General features: G+C 71.4%; 13 protein-coding genes. 8 read left to right on the top strand and 5 right to left on the bottom strand.

What is annotated here, in order from left to right; all coding sequences use genetic code 11:
* Positions 1-80: 80 nt before the first annotated feature.
* The gene (locus OG892_RS26275) at positions 81-671 is read left to right on the top strand and encodes a malonic semialdehyde reductase (RefSeq protein WP_073736687.1); all 591 of its coding nucleotides are present in this window, start codon (positions 81-83) and stop codon (positions 669-671) included.
* A gap of 135 nt (positions 672-806) precedes the next feature.
* Here the strand turns inward: OG892_RS26275 and OG892_RS26270 are convergent, their stop codons facing one another.
* Positions 807-1325 (bottom strand): DUF4245 domain-containing protein, encoded by a 519-nt coding sequence (locus OG892_RS26270; protein WP_328695719.1) that lies wholly within the window; start codon positions 1323-1325, stop codon positions 807-809.
* 141 nt (positions 1326-1466) lie between these two features.
* On the opposite strand from OG892_RS26270, the gene glpX reads away from it, so the two are divergent.
* Positions 1467-2498 carry a class II fructose-bisphosphatase gene (gene glpX / locus OG892_RS26265; RefSeq protein ID WP_073736689.1) on the top strand — a complete coding sequence of 344 codons (1032 nt, stop codon included), beginning with the start codon at positions 1467-1469 and terminating at the stop codon, positions 2496-2498.
* Positions 2499-2589: 91 nt separating this feature from the next.
* Here glpX and OG892_RS26260 read toward each other — a convergent pair whose 3' ends face one another.
* Both OG892_RS26260 and OG892_RS26255 read right to left on the bottom strand, forming a co-directional pair.
* Positions 2590-2961: a WhiB family transcriptional regulator gene (locus OG892_RS26260; RefSeq protein WP_024488802.1), complete on the bottom strand. Its 372-nt coding sequence runs from the start codon at positions 2959-2961 to the stop codon at positions 2590-2592.
* A gap of 161 nt (positions 2962-3122) precedes the next feature.
* On the bottom strand, positions 3123-3791 hold the full coding sequence (locus tag OG892_RS26255; RefSeq protein ID WP_073736690.1) for a DUF1707 domain-containing protein: 669 nt from the start codon (positions 3789-3791) through the stop codon (positions 3123-3125).
* 192 nt (positions 3792-3983) lie between these two features.
* Between OG892_RS26255 and OG892_RS26250 the strand changes: the two genes are divergently transcribed.
* Positions 3984-5651, top strand: a complete 1668-nt coding sequence (locus tag OG892_RS26250; RefSeq protein ID WP_073736691.1) for a fumarate hydratase — start codon at positions 3984-3986, stop codon at positions 5649-5651.
* Between the two features lie 43 nt (positions 5652-5694).
* Here the strand turns inward: OG892_RS26250 and OG892_RS26245 are convergent, their stop codons facing one another.
* A complete protein-coding gene (locus OG892_RS26245; protein ID WP_073736692.1) occupies positions 5695-6717 on the bottom strand; it encodes a LuxR C-terminal-related transcriptional regulator in 1023 nt (340 codons plus the stop codon).
* A gap of 157 nt (positions 6718-6874) precedes the next feature.
* Here OG892_RS26245 and OG892_RS26240 point away from each other — a divergent pair, with 157 nt between their 5' ends.
* Together OG892_RS26240 and OG892_RS26235 are read left to right on the top strand one after the other, a co-directional pair.
* Positions 6875-8116 carry an MFS transporter gene (locus OG892_RS26240; RefSeq protein ID WP_371630442.1) on the top strand — a complete coding sequence of 414 codons (1242 nt, stop codon included), beginning with the start codon at positions 6875-6877 and terminating at the stop codon, positions 8114-8116.
* Between the two features lie 394 nt (positions 8117-8510).
* Entirely contained in the window at positions 8511-9812 is a 1302-nt protein-coding gene (locus OG892_RS26235; RefSeq protein ID WP_371630441.1) for a M18 family aminopeptidase, read from the top strand.
* A gap of 58 nt (positions 9813-9870) precedes the next feature.
* Here OG892_RS26235 and OG892_RS26230 read toward each other — a convergent pair whose 3' ends face one another.
* Positions 9871-11397 carry a ricin-type beta-trefoil lectin domain protein gene (locus tag OG892_RS26230; protein ID WP_328865573.1) on the bottom strand — a complete coding sequence of 509 codons (1527 nt, stop codon included), beginning with the start codon at positions 11395-11397 and terminating at the stop codon, positions 9871-9873.
* 107 nt (positions 11398-11504) lie between these two features.
* Here OG892_RS26230 and OG892_RS26225 point away from each other — a divergent pair, with 107 nt between their 5' ends.
* From OG892_RS26225 to OG892_RS26215, 3 genes are all read left to right on the top strand, one after another.
* Positions 11505-12908, top strand: a complete 1404-nt coding sequence (locus OG892_RS26225) for an aspartate ammonia-lyase (protein WP_073736695.1) — start codon at positions 11505-11507, stop codon at positions 12906-12908.
* Positions 12909-12949: 41 nt separating this feature from the next.
* A complete protein-coding gene (locus tag OG892_RS26220) occupies positions 12950-13669 on the top strand; it encodes a DUF402 domain-containing protein (protein ID WP_073736696.1) in 720 nt (239 codons plus the stop codon).
* 385 nt (positions 13670-14054) lie between these two features.
* On the top strand, positions 14055-15971 hold the full coding sequence (locus OG892_RS26215) for an ATP-binding SpoIIE family protein phosphatase (protein ID WP_073736697.1): 1917 nt from the start codon (positions 14055-14057) through the stop codon (positions 15969-15971).
* Positions 15972-15987 lie beyond the last annotated feature (16 nt).

Here is a 15987-nt window from a genome sequence, read left to right as displayed (position 1 = left end):
AGTTGAAAGTTAACCTACCTCTCCCGTACGGTGATCGATGTCGTTCGACCCCCGTGTACGTCCGGAAGGTAATACGCAAGATGTCCCTCGTTCTTGACCCCGCCGCCCAGGACCTCCTCTTCCGTGAGGCCCGCACCGCCAACACCTTCACCGACGAGCCGGTGACCGAGGAGCAGGTCCAGGCGATCTACGACCTGGTCAAGTACGGCCCGACCGCGTTCAACCAGTCGCCGCTGCGCGTCATCCTCGTCCGCTCGGACGACGCCCGCGCGCGCCTCGTCCAGCACATGGCGGAGGGCAACCAGCCCAAGACCTCGACCGCTCCGCTGGTCGCGATCCTGGCCACCGACAACGAGTTCCACGAGGAGCTCCCGGCGCTGCTGCCGCACTTCCCGCAGGCCAAGGACGCGTTCTTCTCCGAGCGCCCGGTCCGCGAGTCCGCCGCCGCGCTGAACGGCGCGCTGCAGGCCGCCTACTTCATCATCGGCGTCCGCGCCGCCGGCCTGGCCGCCGGCCCGATGACCGGCTACGACGCCGCGGGCATCGAGAAGGAGTTCCTGGACGGCGACCACAACGTGCTGATGGTCGTCAACATCGGCAAGCCGGGCGACGACGCCTGGTTCCCGCGTCTGCCGCGTCTGGCCTACGACGAGGTCATCAAGAGCGTCTGAGCCGCACCGGCTGAACACTTCCGGCCGAACCCCTTCCGGCCGAGGCACACGGGAAAGTCCCTGGAGCACCCGCTCCAGGGACTTTCCCGTTCTCCAGCGACTTTCCCGTTTCCGCACGCCCCGCCCCGAAGGGCGTCAGGAGGTCTTGAGCGCCGCCGCCATCTCCGCCAGCCGCTCCGGCGACGCGGAGCCGGTGACGACCGTGGTCGACCCCTTGCCCTCACGTACGAGGGCGTCGTACTTCGGGCCCTCCCAGTGCTGCCAGGCCTCACCGGCGACCTGCTGGGTGCGGCCGGTGTTCTTCGCGTCCTGGCTGACGTCGGTGATGTACTTCTTCGCCGGGGACGTGGACTGCTCCACCGCGACGTACCCGCCGTCCGGATCGAGGAAGCCCAGGTGCCAGCTGTTGCCGGCCTCGCGCTCGTAACTGACGGAGGTCGGCTTCCACTTCTGCGCCAGACCACTGGGGGCCGCCACCGGGTAGGGAGCCGCGCGCCGCGCGGTCAGGAGCTCGACCCGGTAGTCGACCGCCTTGACCGGATCGGCCTTCTCGTCGTGCGGGACGAAGATGTAGACGACCCCCGCCACCGCGGCGATCACCGCCAACGACAGGAACATGTCCCGCACTGTCTGCTTGCCTCGCTTGCTTGCCACGGGTCCATCGTCGCATCAGCCCCCGCTCGGCCGAATCGGGGGCGCCCGCTCATAAGTGACCCGGTCTGCTCATTTTATCGACCTGACGATAGAGTCACATCACCCTCATCCGGTCGTCGTCGTACAGAAAGGTGCGCTCCGATGTCCGAGCATCATCTGCCGTCCCAGCTGGAGGTCTCCCCGGAGGCCCCCGACCGCAACCTCGCCCTGGAGCTCGTCCGGGTCACAGAGGCGGCCGCCATGGCCGCCGGGCGCTGGGTCGGCCGCGGGGACAAGATCGGCGCCGACGGCGCCGCCGTGAAGGCCATGCGGACCCTCGTCTCCACCGTGTCGATGAACGGCATCGTCGTCATCGGTGAGGGCGAGAAGGACGAGGCCCCCATGCTGTTCAACGGCGAACGGGTCGGCGACGGCACCGGCGCCGAGGTCGACATCGCCGTCGACCCGATCGACGGCACGACCCTGAACGCCAAGGGCATGCCGAACGCGATCGCCGTACTGGCCGCCGCCGACCGGGGCGCGATGTTCGACCCGTCCGCGGTCTTCTACATGGACAAGCTGGTCACCGGGCCGGAGGCGGCCGACTTCGTCGACATCAACGCGCCCGTCTCGGTGAACATCCGCCGGGTCGCGAAGGCGAAGAACTCCACCCCGCAGGACGTCACCGTCGTCATCCTGGACCGCCCGCGCCACGAGGGCATCGTCAAGGAGATCCGGGAGACCGGCGCACGGATCAAGTTCATCTCCGACGGGGATGTCGCGGGCTCGATCATGGCCGCCCGCGACGACACCGGTGTCGACCTGCTGATGGGGATCGGCGGCACGCCCGAGGGAATCATCTCGGCCTGCGCCATAAAGTGCCTCGGCGGTGTCATCCAGGGCAAGCTCTGGCCGAAGGACGCGGCCGAGCGCCAGCGCGCGCTGGACGCCGGGCACGACCTGGACCGGGTGCTGTCCACGGACGACCTGGTCAGCGGGGACAACGTGTTCTTCGTGGCGACGGGCATCACGGACGGCGAACTCATGCGCGGTGTGCGCTACCGCGCGGAGACGGCGACCACCGAGTCGATCGTGATGCGGTCCAAGTCGGGCACCATCCGGAAGATCGACTCGACCCACCGGCTGTCGAAGCTGCGGGCCTACAGCGCGATCGACTTCGACCGCGCGAAGTGACGTAGGCACGTTCGGCACGTTCACGTGAAGGGGGCGCCCCCCATGTGCGGTGGGGGCGCCCCCTTCACGTGCGGACGGATGCGTTGTGCCCTCAGCCGGCCGCGGCGATGTGACCGGCCGCGCCGGACGCCTTGAGCTCGGCCTCGCGCCGCCGGCGACGGGCGAGGGCCACGCGGCGCTCGGCGGCCGTGAGGCCGCCCCACACCCCGTACGGCTCGGGCTGGAGCAGGGCGTGTTCCCGGCACTCGACCATCACCGGACAGCGCGCGCAGACCCGCTTCGCGGACTCCTCGCGCGAGAGCCTGGCAGCGGTCGGCTCCTTCGACGGGGCGAAGAACAGTCCGGCTTCGTCCCGGCGGCACACCGCCTCCGAATGCCAGGGTCCTGCCTGGTCCTCCCGAGCGGGATTCCGCTGGGAAGGCACGGCGGCGACCTGCAGGGGCTGATGCGGCAGTTGCAGCACGGTCCACTCCTGACGACGGCTTCGCGGGCGAGAAGACGATGCAGCTCTCCCTACCCGCTGTGCGCGCGCCTATGCACTGAGTGGCACTCAGGTCCGGTCCACGGAATTGCGGTCGATCGCGATTTCGGCTGAAATCCGTTCCTCCCGCGCCCGCCTCTCCGTCAGTGACCGAGGTGTTTGCGCAGCCGGTCCTGGAGATCCGTAATGAACTTGCCGCGCTTGGGCTTTGCCTCGACGCTGCCGAACACCGAATAACCGTTGACCACCACCACGGGCGCCTCCGGATCCCCGGATTCCAGAGTCACGACTTCGAAATTCCCGAAGATTCCCGTTCCGCTGCCGCGCAGCGAGATGTTCTCGGGAACCCGGATCTCGACACTTCCGAAGATGGCGGTCGCGTTGATCACGGTCAGACGCTGTCCGAAAAGTGCCTCGGTCAGATCGATCTCCACGCTGCCGAACAACGAGAACGCGTTCGTCCGGCCGCCGACCCGCCAACGCCCCCTGCGGGTGGAGCTGCTGAAGACCGCGATCAGGTTCTCGGCCGGGCCCGCCACCCCCTCGGGGCCGTGCGCGTACGGCGCGGCGGCAGGCCTCGCGGCCGCGCCGCCCGGCGCGGGCAGGTCCCGTACCAGCGGTTCCAGTTCACCGACGGTCTTGGCGCGGTAGACCGCGTCGACCCGCTCGCCGTGCTCCTCCGCGGTCAGCCGGCCCTCGGCCATGGCTTCCCGCAGGATGTCCGCGATCCGGTCGCGGTCGGCGTCCGAGGCGCGGATGACGTCGGGTTCCGCCGGTGCGGTGGGCTGCTGGGGGTGCTTTTCGAGGTCCACCGGCCCAGCGTACCCAAACGCGATAGATCGCGACTAGGCCTTGGGCGGTGACGGCGGGGCGTGAGGCCCGACGCGTGAGGCACCGACGGGTGAGCCCTACCTCACAGGCTCGCCGCTCCCGCGGGGTCCTACCCTGGTGGGTGCGCTGTCCAAGGGAGGGCAGCCGCTGTCACCGAGTGAGGAATGGCCGTAATGCCAGAGTTTGCGTACTCCGATCTGCTCCCCCTGGGAGAGGACACCACGCCGTATCGTCTGGTCACCTCCGAGGGTGTCTCCACCTTCGAGGCCGACGGCCGTACGTTCCTCAAGGTCGATCCGGCGGCGCTGCGCACCCTGGCCGCGGAGGCCATGCACGACATCTCGCACTACCTGCGGCCCGCGCACCTGGCGCAGCTGCGGCGGATCGTGGACGACCCCGAGGCCTCGTCCAACGACAAGTTCGTCGCGCTCGACCTGCTGAAGAACGCGAACATCGCCGCCGCCGGTGTCCTGCCGATGTGCCAGGACACCGGCACCGCGATCGTCATGGGCAAGCGCGGGCAGAACGTGCTCACCGAGGGCGGTGACGAGGAGGCGCTGTCGCACGGCATCTTCGACGCGTACACCGAGCTCAACCTGCGCTACTCGCAGATGGCCCCGCTGAACATGTGGGACGAGAAGAACACCGGCTCCAACCTCCCGGCCCAGATCGAGCTGTACGCGACCGACGGCGGCGCGTACAAGTTCCTGTTCATGGCGAAGGGCGGCGGCTCGGCCAACAAGTCGTTCCTCTTCCAGGAGACCAAGGCGGTCCTCAACGAGGCCTCCATGATGAAGTTCCTGGAGGAGAAGATCCGCTCCCTGGGTACGGCCGCCTGCCCGCCGTACCACCTGGCGATCGTGGTCGGCGGTACGTCGGCCGAGTTCGCGATGAAGACCGCGAAGTACGCCTCCGCGCACTACCTGGACGAGCTGCCCGCCGAGGGCTCCCCCACCGGTCACGGCTTCCGGGACAAGGAGCTGGAGGAGAAGGTCTTCGAGCTGACGCAGAAGATCGGCATCGGGGCGCAGTTCGGCGGCAAGTACTTCTGCCACGACGTGCGCGTGGTGCGCCTCCCCCGGCACGGCGCCTCGCTGCCCGTCGCGATCGCCGTCTCCTGCTCGGCCGACCGCCAGGCCACCGCGAAGATCACCGCGGAGGGCGTGTTCCTGGAGCAGCTGGAGAAGGACCCGGCGCGCTTCCTCCCCGACACCACCGACGAGCACCTGGACGAGGCGGGTGACGTCGTCCGCATCGACCTCAACCGCCCGATGGACGACATCCTGGCCGAGCTGACCAAGTACCCGGTCAAGACCCGGCTCTCGCTGACCGGCCCGCTGGTCGTGGCGCGCGACATCGCGCACGCCAAGATCAAGGAGCGGCTGGACGCGGGCGAGGACATGCCGCAGTACCTGAAGGACCACCCGGTCTACTACGCGGGTCCGGCGAAGACGCCCGAGGGGTACGCCTCCGGTTCCTTCGGTCCGACGACCGCCGGCCGGATGGACAGCTACGTCGCGCAGTTCCAGGCGGCCGGCGGCTCCAAGGTGATGCTCGCCAAGGGCAACCGGTCCAAGCAGGTCACCGACGCGTGCGACGCGCACGGCGGCTTCTACCTCGGCTCGATCGGCGGCCCCGCGGCGCGCCTCGCGCAGGACTGCATCAAGAAGGTCGAGGTCGTCGAGTACGAGGAGCTCGGCATGGAGGCGGTCTGGCGGATCGAGGTCGAGGACTTCCCGGCGTTCGTCGTCGTGGACGACAAGGGCAACGACTTCTTCACCGAGCCCGCCCCGGCCCCGACGTTCACCAGCATCCCGGTGCGCGGCCCCGGCCTCGGCTGACGTGAGTGCGTAAGGCTGAGGGGCGTCGCGGCCGCGACGCCCCTCAGCCGTCGAGCAGGCCCGATGTCGCGACCAGGTAGCCGAGTTGGGCCCGGCTGGTGCTGCCGAGCTGCTCGGAGACCTTCCGCATGTGCTCGGCGACGCTGCGGCGGCTCATCCCGATCCGGCGGGCTATCGAGGCGTCCGTCTCGCCGTTGACCACCGCCCGCAGGATGGCGCGCTGCAGGTCGGACGTGACGACGGGGGTGCGCAGCGGCGCCCGCTCCGGGCGGACCGGTACGGCGCGGGCCCAGGCCTCGTCGAAGGCGCGGGCCAGGAACCGCACCAGTGACGGGTGCTGGACGCGCAGGGCGTGGTGCGGTTCGTCGGAGAACGGGACGAACGCCAGGTCCCGGTCGCACACGATCACCCGGTCGACCACCTCCGCGAGCGTCCTGACCTCCGCTCCCGCGGCGGTCACCTGCTCGATGTACGCGAGGGTCGTACGGTCCGAGCGGACGGTGTGCTGGTAGATCGTCCGCTGCCGGACGCCCCGCCTCAGATTGCCCAGGTCCCTGGTCAGCGCCTCCTGGAGCACGCTCGCCGGGCGGCTGCCGCCGGGCTGCGCGGTGCGGACCTGTTCCCGGCAGCCGCCCACCCCTGCCTCCAGCGCCCTGCTGATGACGGCCTCCCCGGACAGCCGGGTGAGCGCGGGCTGTTCGCTGCGGTGCACATCCGCGTACAGGGTCTCGAAGACCGAGAGCGCGGCGCGGGTGGCGCGCAGCGCGCGGCGCCGGTCCAGGAGGGCCTCCTGGAGCGGGGCGAGCGCGGTGTAGGACGCGGTCTCCGGCGGTACGGGGATCATGAATCCCGGTGAGCCCCGGTCGGCCACCATCAGATGCAGGTCGCGCAGGCAGCCGGCCACCTCGCCCTGCGGAAGACTTCCGGCCACCAGTGCGCGCCGGTACGTCGCGAGCGCGCTCTCGCAGGGGTGTTCCGGGCCGGACCCGGCCCCGCCCGGTGCGGAACCGTCCGCCGACGATTCGCGGCAATCGCATGCCGGTGGGCTGGAATGATCGTCCTTCACAAGTATGCAGATTACCTTTGTACAGAAGGGATGACGGCGGGGAGTTCGGCGGTTCGGCGACGATGAACGGGTGACGCCCGGCCCCGACAACACCCTCAGCCGGCCGAGCGCGGAATCGGCCGACTCGCGGTACGGAGTCCGGCGATATCGATTCCTCGTGACCGGCTACGCCATCTCCTCGTACGGCACCTTCCTGAATATGGTGGCGCTCAATCTGTTCGTCTATGAGACGACCGGACGGGCTCTCGCCATGGGGCTGTTCATGGCGGTGCGACTGGCGTCCGGATTTGCCGCCGGGCTGACGGCCGGTGGTCTGCTCGCCCGATTCACCGCGAAGAGCGTGATGCTCTGGACGAATATCGCGCAGGCGTCGGTGATGCTGCTGCTGGTGCTCGCGCCGGACGGGCTGCGCACGGCCGCGCTGGTCGCGGTATCCGTGGTGGTCGGCTCCTGCGGGACCCTGTTCATGGTGTCCCTGCGCAGCTCCATTCCCGAGATGGTCGGCGAGGACCGGCGCTCGTGGGCCAACTCTCTTTCGATCACCGGTCGTTCGCTGGCCATGGTGGCGGGTTTCGCGTCTGCGGGCGTCGTCGTCTCGCTCGTCGGGTACACCGCCGCCTTCGTCGTGGACACGGCCACGTTCGCGGTCTGCGCGGTGACGGTGGCCCTGCTCCCCATCCCGGGCGGCGGCAAGCGGCGCGACGGGGGCGGGAGTCGGGGCCGGGTGCCGGACGAGGCGGCCGCCGCCGGACCGGGGGAGGCCGGTGCGCCCGCCCGTCGGCGCGGGCCCGCCGCGCTCGCCGCCCTGGCCGCCGCGCCCGGTCTGGCGCTGATGGTGGCGCTGCGGGGTGTGGACGCGCTGGGCTCGTCCTCGCACAACGCGGCGCTCCCGGTCTACTCCAGCGAGCTGGACACCGCGCGCCCCGCCGTGTTCGTCAGCGCCTTCTGGTGCCTGTGGGCGCTCGGCAACATCGTGGTGCAGCAGCTGATCCAGCGGTACGCGCGCCGCACCGGCCGGTCCGTCGGGGCGCTGGGCTTCGGCTGGGGCACCTGTCTCATGTCGGCGGCGTTCGTCCTGGCCTTCGCGGGGTTCCCGATGGTGGCCACGGCCGCGGTCGCGCTGGTCGCGGGGGCCGCCGACGGGCTCACGGAGGTCTCGTACACCTCACATCTGCAGACCCTGCCGGCCGGGCTGCGCGCCCACGCCTTCGGACTCTCCGCCACGGTGGAGAATCTCGGGTTCGGCGCCGGGATGATCCTGGTCGCCGCCGCGCTCGACCACTACACCCCGCTGACGGTCGTCGGCTGGTCCCACGGCGCCGCGATCGTGTTCGCCGCGGTGTTCCTGATCCGGGTGGCGGGCCTGCGCACGTCCTCGCCCGGCCCGACGTCCCCGTGACGGGGATTGGTGCTGGTACGGCTGCCGGTGCCGGGGACGGGATCGGGAACGGTACGGCTGCCGGGGCCGGCGCCGGGACGGTCCTCGTACGACTGAATTCAGCCAATTCCGCGGCGGTCGGTGCGAGGCCGCCGTCCGGGCCACCGGCTGCGGATGCCCGCGCCGTACCGCCGCATTCGCGCACCGGGCCGCCGTCCGGGCTTGCGGGGTGCCGGGCCGATGCGGTGAGTTGTCCGCGTCGCGGGAGCACCCGCACCATCCGACCGTCCCGCCCGACCGCCCGGTGCGGACACCGCCCCGCGCCCCGGCCGCACACCTTCGCCTCCAGCCCGCACGCCCGAACACCCGCACGTCCGCACACCCTCACGTCCCACACCGGAAAGGCGGAGACCGCATGACGCCGGTCCAGCACCGCAGCCACGTCGACGATCTGCTCTCCTTCATCAGGGCGAGCCCCTCCCCGTACCACGCCGTGGCGAGCGCCGCCCAGCGGCTGGAGAAGGCCGGCTTCCGTGAACTGCGCGGCACCGACGACTGGACGGGCACCACGGGCGGCAGCTTCGTCGTCCGGGGCGGCGCGCTGATCGCCTGGTACGCCCCCGAGGGCACCCCCGCCCACACGCCCTTCCGGATCATCGGCACCCACACCGACTCACCCAACCTGCGGATCAAGCCCACGCCCGACACCGGCTCCGCCGGCTGGCGGCAGATCGCGGTGGAGATCTACGGCGGAGTCCCGCTCAACACCTGGCTCGACCGGGACCTGGGCATCTCCGGCCGGCTCGCCCTGCGCGGCCCCGGCGGCACGACCGACTCCCGGCTCGTCCAGATCGACGAACCGCTCCTGCGGGTGCCCCAGCTGGCCATCCACCTGGACCGGTCCGTCAACGACGGCCTGGCCCTGGACCCGCAGCGCCACATCGCCCCGGTCTGGTCGCTCGGCGCCGTCCAGGAGGGGGCGCTGCTGCGCCGGGTCGCGGCGGCGGCGGAGGCCGATCCGGACGAGGTGCTGGGCTGGGACCTGATGCTCCACGACATCCAGCCGCCCGGATACCTGGGCGCGGAGCAGGAGTTCGTGGTCTCCTCCCGGCTGGACAACCTGATCTCGGTGCACGCCGGCGTCACGGCGCTGGCCGGTGCGGCGACGGCGGCCGGGGAGCCCGCGTACATCCCGGTCCTGGCGGCCTTCGACCACGAGGAGGTCGGCAGCGGCTCGGACACGGGTGCGCAGAGCCCACTGCTGGAGCGCGTCCTGAGCCGTTCGGTCACCGCGCGCGGCGGCAGCCCGGAGGACTGGTCGCGGGCGCTGGCCGGTGCCTTCTGCCTCTCGGCGGACATGGCGCACGCCGTGCACCCCAACTACGCGGAGCGGCACGACCCGGACCACCACCCGCTGCCCAACAGCGGCCCCACGGTCAAGGTCAACGTCAATCAGCGCTACGCCACCGACTCGACCGGCATCGCGGTGTTCGCGGCGGCCTGCGAGCGGGCGGGCGCCCCGTGGCAGCCGTTCGTCTCCAACAACGCGATGCCGTGCGGCACGTCGATCGGCCCGCTCACCGCGGCCCGGCTGGGTGTCCCGACCGTGGACGTGGGGGTACCGGGGCTGTCGATGCACTCGGCCCGCGAGCTGTGCGGGGCACAGGACCCGGGCCACCTGGCGGCGATCCTGGGCGCGTTCGTGACGTCCGGCTGACCCGGGGCTGCGGGGAGGGGCCGCGTGCCGCCCCTCCCCGCACCCGCGGGCTTTCGGTCTACGCGAAGCGCTGCCTCGCGCTCCCGTCGCAGGGCTGGAGCCTCAGCGGGTCGTGGGCACCCGCCAGGGTCGCGCACAGCCCCGTGGCGGCGGCCGGGCTCAGCGTGCCCGACTGCCGGACGAACCGCTGGTTGGCCGCGCCCGAGCAGTTGTAGAGGATGAGGGCGGCGCCCGCCTTGTAGTCGGCGCCCGGTACGTCCAGGCAGCGGTCGTGGCTCAGCGCCGTACGGACGGTCTTCGTGCCCGAGTCGTACCACCAGTTCTGGTTGCGGCCGCCGTGGCAGTCCCAGCCGGTCACTCCGGTGTTGTTACGGGTGACGGAGGCGGGGACGTCCAGGCAGGTGCCGGTGGACGCGTTGGTCAGCGGCTTGAAGACGTCGTCCCAGGCGGCGGGCTGCAGCACGGGGGTGCCGGTGCTCGCCGGATCGGCGCAGCTCGCCTCGCGCAGGCCGGAGTTGTAGATCTGGGTCAGGCAGGAGGCGAAGGCGCCGTGGCCCGCCGCGTTCGGGTGGAAGGACTGCCGCAGGGAGTTGGAGTCCGGCGGGAAGTGCGACAGGTCGATGAAGAGGCCGCGGGCCCAGGTGGACTCGCTGCACACCTCGTGGCCGTGGAAGAGCCGGGAGTTGTCCAGGTAGACGGCTCCGGTGTCGGCCGCGGCCTTGCGCATACCGCGCTCGAAGGCGGGAACGGCGGTGTTGCGGCCCCAGGCGGCGTCGGAGTCGTATCCGGCGCAGCCGCCGGGAAGCTTGCCGGGGAAGTTGGGGTTGTCGTAGAAGTCGGGTCCGATCGGGCTCGGGTAGCCCATGACGACCAGCTTGTAGTCGCCGGCGGCGTACCCCGCGTCCGACATGACGGTGCGCAGGTCACCCACGGTCTTCTCGACCTTGGGGACGAGCGCGTCGACACGGGCCTGCCAGCCGCCGTCGTACTTGGGCTCGCAGGTGCCCTGGATGAGGACCCAGCGCTCGACGCAGTCCGTCATGACCGGACCGAACTGGAGGTCGTCATTGGCACCGGCCACCAGCACGACCATCTTGATGCGGGTGTTGCGCGCCTTGATGGCGAGGTTGTCGCTCTGCACCAGTTCGTCGGCGTACTGCTTCGAACCGCCGATGACGATGTTCCCGGTGTACGCGCCGGAGCAGGAGACGTTGTACGTGACGTCGGCCGGGATGCCGGTGCGGTGGATGGCGGAGTCGGGCGAGCGGTGGCACCAGTTGTCGGGGCCGTTTGTGCCCGCCTCGTACGTGCCGACGCCCTCGCCCGAGATCTCGCTGTCGCCGAGCGAGATCAGCCCGGTCTTGCGGTCCGCGAGCGGACGCTCGGCCGGGTCGCCGTACAGCCGGGTGGCCTCGGCGGCGCGGATGGCCTCCAGTTCGGGCGAGAGTGCGGTGGATGCGGTAGTGGTGGTGGCGGACTGCGCCGCCGCCGCCGGACCTGCGGTCGCGGCCATCCCGCCCAGTGCCGCCGCCGTGGCGGCGACGGCGGCGACGGTACAGCGGAGTCTGAACCTTGTGCGCCTCATTGCGCCTCCCGAGATTGTTGTTACCCACGGTATTTACTGGTCGGTAGGCGACTTGGGAATACATAGAACAAGACAAGTGCTCATCTTTTTCAGGAGGTTGAACCGGAGTGGACGACGTCACAACAGGTGGAAAGCACCGCATCGAGCACGATTCGATGGGCGAGGTGAAGGTGCCCGCGGACGCCAAGTGGCGGGCCCAGACGCAGCGGGCCGTGGAGAACTTCCCGATCTCGGGGCAGCGCCTGGAGCGGGCCCACATCGAGGCGCTCGCCCGCATCAAGGGCGCCGCCGCCAAGGTGAACGCCGAGCTGAAGGTCCTCGACCCGGAGATCGCGCGGGCCGTCCAGGACGCGGCGGCCGAGGTCGCGGAGGGGCGCTGGGACGCGCACTTCCCGATCGACGTCTTCCAAACCGGCTCGGGCACCTCGTCGAACATGAACACCAACGAGGTGCTGGCCACCCTCGCCACCGAGCGCCTGGGCCGCGAGGTCCACCCCAACGACCACGTGAACGCCTCGCAGTCCTCCAACGACGTCTTCCCGTCCTCCATCCACATCGCCGCGACGGGCGCGGTGACCGGCGAGCTGATCCCCGCCCTGGACCACCTCGCGGCCGCCCTGGAGCGCAAGTCCGCCGAGTTCGCGACGGTCGTGAAGTCGGGCCGCACGCACCTGATGGACGCGACGCCGGTGACCCTGGGCCAGGAGTTCGGCGGGTACGCCGCGCAGATCCGCTACGGCATCGAGCGGCTGTACGCCTCGCTCCCCCGCCTCGCGGAGCTGCCGCTGGGCGGCACGGCGGTCGGCACCGGCATCAACACCCCGCCCGGCTTCTCGGCCGCGGTGATCGCGGAGGTCGCCCGCGTCACCGGGCTGCCGCTCACCGAGGCCCGGGACCACTTCGAGGCACAGGGCGCGCGGGACGGCCTCGTGGAGACCTCCGGCCAGCTCCGTACGGTCGCGGTCTCGCTGACCAAGATCTCCAACGACCTGCGCTGGATGGCCTCGGGGCCGCGCACCGGACTGGCCGAGATCAGCCTGCCCGACCTCCAGCCGGGCTCGTCGATCATGCCGGGGAAGGTCAATCCGGTCATTCCCGAGGCGGTACTGATGGTCGCCGCCCAGGTGACGGGGAACGACGCGACGGTCGCCGCCGCGGGAGCCGCGGGCAACTTCGAGCTGAACGTGATGCTCCCGGTCATCGCGAAGAACCTGCTGGAGTCCGTACGGCTGCTCGCCAACGTCTCCCGGCTGCTCGCGGACCGCACGGTCGACGGCATCACCGCGAACGTGGAGCGGGCCAGGGAGTACGCGGAGTCCTCGCCGTCCGTCGTCACCCCGCTGAACAAGTACATCGGGTACGAGGAGGCGGCGAAGGTCGCCAAGAAGTCGCTGGCCGAGCGGAAGACGATCCGCGAGGTGGTCCTGGCCTCGGGTTACGTCGAACGCGGGGACCTCACCGTGGAGCAGCTGGACGAGGCGCTGGACGTGCTGCGGATGACCCGCCCATGACGCGCGCCGCCCCCGGTCGCCGGCCCCTCTAAGATCCCTCCATGACAGGTACCGGAGAGACCGAGCGCTGGGCGCCGGGTGATCAGATCCTGTGGCGCTACCGCGGCAACGGACCGCTGCGGCACGGCCCCGCGCCCGGCGGGGCACGGAACCCCGTGCACATCTGCCGGCCCGTCACCGTGGCCCAGGACACCGAGGACCTGCTCGCCGTCTGGGTGGCGCCCGGCACCGAGTGCGTGAAGCCGGTGCTGGCGGACGGCACCGACGTGCACGCGGAGCCGCTCGCCACCCGGTACACCTCGCCGCGCACCACCGCCCGCACGCCCTGGCTGGGCAACGGGGTGCTGAAGCTGGCCCGGCCAGGCGAGCCCTGGTCGGTCTGGCTGTTCTGGGAGCCCGGCTGGGAGTTCCGCAGCTGGTACGTGAACCTGGAGGAGCCGCGGACCCGCTGGGCCGGCGGCATCGACTCCGAGGACCACTTCCTGGACATCTCGGTCTACCCGGACCGCAGCTGGCTCTGGCGGGACGAGGACGAGTTCGCGCAGGCCCAGCGGGTCGGCCTGATGACCCCCGCGACCGCCCGGCGGGTGCGGGAGGCGGGGCGCGCGGCGGTCGGCGTGATCCGCGACTGGGGGGCGCCGTTCCGGGACGGCTGGGAGGACTGGCGGCCCGATCCGCGATGGCGGGTTCCCGCACTTCCGGACGACTGGGACCGGCTTCCGGATGACTGGGACCGTACCCCCTCCGCCATGCCGTCGTGAGACCCTTGATGCACCCCAGGGGGGCAAACGTAGGATCGTCCCGAGGACGGACGGTCCACTCCACCCCCCTGGCGCCGCAGACGAGCTGACCGTAAACCATCGAGTCATCGCACTGGTTGCACGTTTCATGACCGCATCAGTCGTATGGGTCGCACGAGTTGCCCGCATCGCATGAGCCACTACGAGGGGGTGGAGACGTGCACACTGTCCGCCGCTCCACCGCAGAAAACGTTGTCACCGCCGCCGTTCGCGGACGTCCGGTTTCGGCCCGGCGTTGCGGGGCATGCGGTGTCAGCCGTTGTTATTGCCGCTCATGCCGGGGCACAGTAGCGCCCCACAAGGTGATTGCCTCATACAACCGGCCCGGACGGACGGAACCCCAAGCGTGACGGAGCACCCCACCTCCCACGAAGGCCGGCAGCCACTCGCCGCCCGGCCGCAGGAACGCGCCCGGCCCCGGCAGCGGGATGCCGCCTCCGCGGCCGCCGCTGCCGCCTCCGCGATCCCCGGCCCCGCCAAGGGCCCCGGTCCGGCCGCTGCCGGACCGGGCCCGGCGGCCGGCCCCGATCCCCAGGCGGCGGCCCGCCGCGAGGGCGACCGGCTGCGCTTCGTGGGTGCCGCGACCCGCCGGATCGCCCGCGGGATAGATCTGGACGAGATCGTGCTGGGCCTGTGCCGGGCCAGCGTGCCGACGTTCTCCGACGCCATACTCGTCTACCTCCGCGATCCGCTGCCGGTCGGCGACGAGCGCCCCGTCCACCCGTTCGTGCTGCGGCTGCGCCGCTCCGACCGGCTGCGGCTGAGCGACGAACTCCCCGACGGGCTGCCGGAGAGCGAGCGGCTCCGGCCGGCCGTCATCGATCCGCAGACCGATCTGACGCCCGCCGCCGAACTGTGCGAGGTCCGGCCCGGCGGTGCGCTGGCCGAGGTGCTGCGCGGGGTGCGGCCGGTCTTCGGTGACTCCGCCGCGGCCCGCGCCGCCCTGCCCGAGCTGCTCGGCGCCGGGCGCACCGTGCCGTCCGGTCACCGGGCGATCCTGGCCCCGCTGCGCGGCCGGCGCCGGGTGATCGGCGCGGCGGTCTTCCTGCGCGGCACCGAGCGCCCGCCGTTCGAGGCCAACGACCTGCTGGTCGCGGCCCAGCTGGCGACGCACACCGCGCTCGGCATCGACAAGGCCGTGCTGTACGGGCGCGAGGCCTACATCGCGGACGAGCTCCAGCGCACCATGCTGCCCGACTCACTGCCGCAGCCCACCGGGGTCCGGCTCGCCTCCCGCTATCTGCCGGCCGCGGAGACGGCCCGGGTCGGCGGCGACTGGTACGACGCGATCCCGCTGCCCGGCAGCCGGGTCGCCCTGGTCGTGGGCGACGTCATGGGCCACTCCATGACCTCCGCCGCGATCATGGGCCAGCTGCGCACCACCGCGCAGACCCTGGCCGGGCTCGACCTGCCGCCGCAGGAGGTGCTGCACCACCTCGACGAGCAGGCCCAGCGGCTCGGCAGCGACCGCATGGCGACCTGCCTGTACGCCGTGTACGACCCCGTCGCGCACCGCATCACCATCGCCAACGCCGGCCACCCGCCGCCCGTGCTGCTCCACCTCGGCGGCCGCGCCGAGGTGCTGCGGGTACCGCCGGGGGCCCCGATCGGCGTGGGCGGAGTGGACTTCGAGGCCGTCGAGCTGGACGCGCCCGCGGGCGCCACGCTGCTCCTCTACACCGACGGACTGGTCGAATCGCGGCTCCGCGACGTGTGGACGGGCATCGAGCAGCTGCGCGAGCGGCTCGCCACCACCGCCCGGCTGACCGGTCCCGACCACTCGCCGCCGCTGGAGGCCCTCTGCGACGACGTGCTGGACATGCTCGGCCCCGGCGACCGGGACGACGACATCGCGCTGCTCGCCGCCCGCTTCGACGGGATCGCGCCGAGCGACGTCGCGTACTGGTTCCTGGAGCCGGAGGACTCGGCCCCCGGCCGGGCCCGCAGGCTGGCCCGCCGCGCGCTCAGCCGCTGGGGTCTGGAGGATCTCTCGGACTCGGTGGAGCTGCTGGTCAGCGAGGTGGTGACCAACGCCGTGCGGTACGCGGAGCGGCCGGTGACGCTGCGGCTGCTGCGGACCGACATCCTGCGCTGCGAGGTCGGCGACGACTCCCCGCAGCTGCCCCGCCAGCGCCGCGCGCGGGACATGGACGAGGGCGGTCGCGGTCTGTTCCTGGTGAACCGGCTGGCCCGGCGGTGGGGTGCGACGCGCCTGTCGACGGGCAAGGTCGTCTGGTTCGAGATGCCGACCCGGGGGCAGTAGGTCCGAACATTTCCGG

It is taken from the genome of Streptomyces sp. NBC_00341, assembly GCF_041435055.1.
Classification (GTDB): domain Bacteria; phylum Actinomycetota; class Actinomycetes; order Streptomycetales; family Streptomycetaceae; genus Streptomyces.
This window is presented reverse-complemented; position numbering and strand designations above follow the sequence as displayed.